Below are 3,515 nucleotides of genomic sequence, written 5' to 3' on the forward strand. Positions count from 1 at the left end.
GTTCCCCGAGCCCTTTTTTAGGGGCGCGGGGAACTGCGCAGTCTTTTGGGGGTTCGGGGGCGGAGCCCCTGAGCAAGGGATGGGAATGGGTAGGGGCGGCGGGGGCGAAAACGGCCCTACACGAACGCCAGGTTCACGATCCAGAAGCTGGCCGCTGCGACCAGCGCCGCCGCCGGCATCGTGATGAACCAGCCGAGGATGATGTTCTTGGCGACGCCCCAGCGGACGGCGTTCACGCGCTTGGTGGCGCCGACGCCCATGATGGCGGACGTGATGACGTGGGTCGTCGAGATGGGCGCGTGGAAGAGGAACGCCGAGGTGAACATGATCGAGGCGCCGGTCGTCTCCGCGGCGAAACCCTGCGGCGGATCCAGTTCGATGATCTTCCGGCCCAGCGTCCGCATGATGCGCCAGCCACCCGCGTAGGTACCCAGGGACAGCATCACCGCACACGCGATCTTGACCCACACCGGGATCGGATCACCCGCGTCCTCGACATCCGCGATGACCAGCGCCATCACCACGATGCCCATCGTCTTCTGGGCGTCCTGGAGACCGTGGCCGAGGGCCATACCGGCCGCCGACACGGTCTGCGCTATACGGAAACCGCGCTTGGCCTTGTGCGGATTGGACTTGCGGAACATCCACAGGATCGCGCACATCACCAGATAGCCGGCGATCAGACCGACGACCGGCGAGATGAACATGGGGATGACGACCTTGTCCAGGACGCCGGACCAGATGACACCGATACCGCCCGCGAGCGCCGCCCCCACCATGCCGCCGAACAGCGCGTGGGAGGAGGAGGACGGGAGGCCGAAGTACCAGGTGACGAGGTTCCACACGATCGCGCCCACCAGCGCGGAGAACAGGACCCACATACCCTTGTTGCCCTGCGGTGTCTCGATCAGGCCTTCACTGACGGTCTTGGCGACCCCGCTGCCGAGGAACGCGCCGGCGAGGTTCATCACCGCGGCCATCGCGAGCGCCGCCCGCGGCGTCAGAGCGCGCGTGGACACGGACGTGGCGATGGCGTTGGCCGAGTCGTGGAAGCCGTTGGTATAGGTGAATCCGAGCGCGACACCGATGGTCACGATCAAGGCGAAGGTGTCCATGAAGAGGTCAGGACTCCTTGACCGCGATGGTCTCCACCGTGTTGGCCACGTGCTCGAAGGCGTCGGCGGCCTCTTCGAGGACGTCCACGATCTGCTTGAGCTTGAGTACCTCGATGGCTTCGTACTTGCCGTTGAACAGCATGGCCAGCAGCTTGCGGTGGATCTGGTCGGCCTGGTTCTCCAGGCGGTTGACCTCGATCCAGTACTCGGTGAGGTTGTCCATCGTGCGCAGGTTCGGCATGGCCTCGGCGGTGAGCTCGGCCGCCCGTGCCAGTACCTCGATCTGCTGCTCGACGCCCTTCGGGAGATCCTCGACGTTGTAGAGGACGACCAGGTCGACGGCCTCCTCCATGAAGTCCATGATGTCGTCGAGGGACGAGGCGAGGTTGTAGATGTCCTCGCGGTCGAACGGCGTGATGAACGAGGAGTTCAGCTGGTGGAAGATCGCGTGCGTGGCATCGTCACCGGCGTGTTCCGCGGCCCGCATACGCTCGGCGATCTCGGCCCGGCCGGAGGCGTCCGCCCCGAGCAGTTCCATCAGGAGCTTCGAGCCCGTGACGATGTTGTCCGCGGATGCGGCGAACATGTCGTAGAAGCTCGTCTCCCTGGGGGTCAGACGAAATCGCACGTGGGGTCCTCGGATTGCTTGGGTTTCGGTCAGGCTGATGCTAGGCGCATCATCCGGCCACGGCTAACCGGCCGCCCACCAGTGTCGCCCATCGGGCACAGTGATCAGCACGGGGTCCTCCGAGGACGTTCGCCAAGGGCCCTATACCCAGCAAAGTTCGTTACCATATACCCGGTAGGGGTATCAGTCAGCAGGAGGACGCGATGACGACCACCGAGGCCGGCGCCACGGTGCCCTCCGGTGAGGCGCCGGAGGCCGGGGCCCAGGAGATCGTGACCGACCACGACCGCGGGATCCACGGCTACCACAAGCAGAAGGACGAGCACCTCAAGCGGCTGCGGCGCATCGAGGGCCAGATCCGTGGCCTGCAGCGCATGGTCGACGAGGACGTCTACTGCATCGACGTACTCACCCAGGTCTCGGCCTCCACCAAGGCTCTCCAGTCGTTCGCCCTGCAGCTCCTGGAGGAGCACCTTCGTCACTGCGTCGCGGACGCGGCCCTCAAGGGCGGCACGGAGATCGACGCGAAGGTGGAAGAGGCCACGAAGGCCATTGGACGACTCCTGCGGATGTGACCCTCCGAGGCAGGAGCCGTTTGAGGCGGCCGGTGCGTTGGCGGGTGCGGGTGCGGGTGCGTCGTGGCTGGTCGCGCAGTTCCCCGCGCCCCTGAAAGCCAAAAGACTGCGCAGTTCCCCGCGCCCCTTGCAGGGGCCGGTGCTTACCTGTCGGTCTTCTCGCCGTGCTCTTCCAGGAAGCGCTCTTCGGCCAGCTTCAGGACCTCGTCGATGCGGTCGGGGCTGAGCCGGTCCTCGCGGGCGGCCGAGGCGGCGATGATCAGGTCGCCGCACAGCTCGATCTCGGCGAGGGCCACGTGGTCCTGAACTGCCGTACCGCGCGCCGGAGCCACGTGCATCACCTCTTCCTGCCGTCACCGACTTCCTAGAGTAGGGAGGGGCCCACGGACGGCGCATGGCACCAACGGACCATTTCCGGCCCCGCACATTCCGGCCTCCCTATTCGGCGATCCGTCCGGCGTAGATGTCCTTCGCGTCCGGCAGTCGTACGTCGACGGGGGCTCCGAAGTCGTACAGCAGGGTCGTCGAGGAGACCGCGACCGTACCCTTCTGCTGCCCGTTCACGAAACTGAAGCGGTGGCGGACCTTGCGGATGCGGCCCTGGTCGTCGAGGTAGACGTCGAAGGGGACCGTCGCCGTGGCGAAGCCCTTCGCCGCCGCCCGCAGGGACGCCCGGCTCCCGGGAGAGGCATCGCGCGCGGCCACGCCGAGATCGGCCGTACCGCGGTAGTGCCGTACGGCGGTGCCCGCTACCGAGGTCCTCCCCAGGTACGTCGCCTTCCGTGTGCCCCGCAGCAGTTCGGCGGCGGCGAACGGGTCGGTCGCGCCGCCCGTGACCAGGTTCCCGTCGGAGAGCGTGGCAGTGTCGACGCGTACCCACTTGTCGGCCGGGACGCCGGCGCCGCGGTTCTTCATGTAGAGGGCCCCCGGCGCGAGGAGCTCGGTGATCGGGCGGCGCTCGTCGACGCCGGCCGGGTCCTGGGGGAGGAGCACCTTCAGGCGGCCCACCTGGCCCTTGTAGTCGTAGACGCCCTCGCCGCGGATCGTCACGCGGGTGCCGCCGGTGGCCATCTCCATCGACGTACGCGCCTTGGAGCTGCCCGCCCTGACCAGGTTCTCCGCGCTCCGGTGGAGGATCCCGACCGGGTCCTCGGCGGCCCGCGCGTCCTCGGCGGCGGCCCCGGGGCCCGAGCAGCC

General features: G+C 67.6%; 5 protein-coding genes. 1 reads left to right on the forward strand and 4 read right to left on the reverse strand.

The genetic code is table 11. The features are described from left to right. Window positions 1–116 precede the first annotated feature (116 nt). Both O3Q52_RS50790 and O3Q52_RS50795 read right to left on the reverse strand, forming a co-directional pair. Window positions 117–1,115, reverse strand: a complete 999-nt coding sequence (locus tag O3Q52_RS50790) for an inorganic phosphate transporter (protein ID WP_269655196.1) — start codon at window positions 1,113–1,115, stop codon at window positions 117–119. Window positions 1,116–1,122: 7 nt separating this feature from the next. After that, complete coding sequence (locus O3Q52_RS50795) at window positions 1,123–1,743, reverse strand: DUF47 domain-containing protein (protein WP_055614694.1); 621 nt, start codon at window positions 1,741–1,743, stop codon at window positions 1,123–1,125. Window positions 1,744–1,946: 203 nt separating this feature from the next. On the opposite strand from O3Q52_RS50795, the gene O3Q52_RS50800 reads away from it, so the two are divergent. Further along, window positions 1,947–2,318, forward strand: coding sequence for a metal-sensitive transcriptional regulator (locus tag O3Q52_RS50800; RefSeq protein ID WP_269655197.1), 372 nt, complete (start codon window positions 1,947–1,949; stop codon window positions 2,316–2,318). Between the two features lie 143 nt (window positions 2,319–2,461). Here the strand turns inward: O3Q52_RS50800 and O3Q52_RS50805 are convergent, their stop codons facing one another. Both O3Q52_RS50805 and O3Q52_RS50810 read right to left on the reverse strand, forming a co-directional pair. Beyond that, window positions 2,462–2,656 carry a hypothetical protein gene (locus tag O3Q52_RS50805; RefSeq protein ID WP_206190818.1) on the reverse strand — a complete coding sequence of 65 codons (195 nt, stop codon included), beginning with the start codon at window positions 2,654–2,656 and terminating at the stop codon, window positions 2,462–2,464. A gap of 100 nt (window positions 2,657–2,756) precedes the next feature. Further along, window positions 2,757–3,515: hypothetical protein (locus O3Q52_RS50810; RefSeq protein ID WP_269655198.1), on the reverse strand; the 759-nt coding region annotated here is incomplete at its 5' end.

Origin of the sequence: Streptomyces sp. ActVer (assembly GCF_027270795.1) — a bacterium.
GTDB lineage: Bacteria > Actinomycetota > Actinomycetes > Streptomycetales > Streptomycetaceae > Streptomyces > Streptomyces umbrinus_A.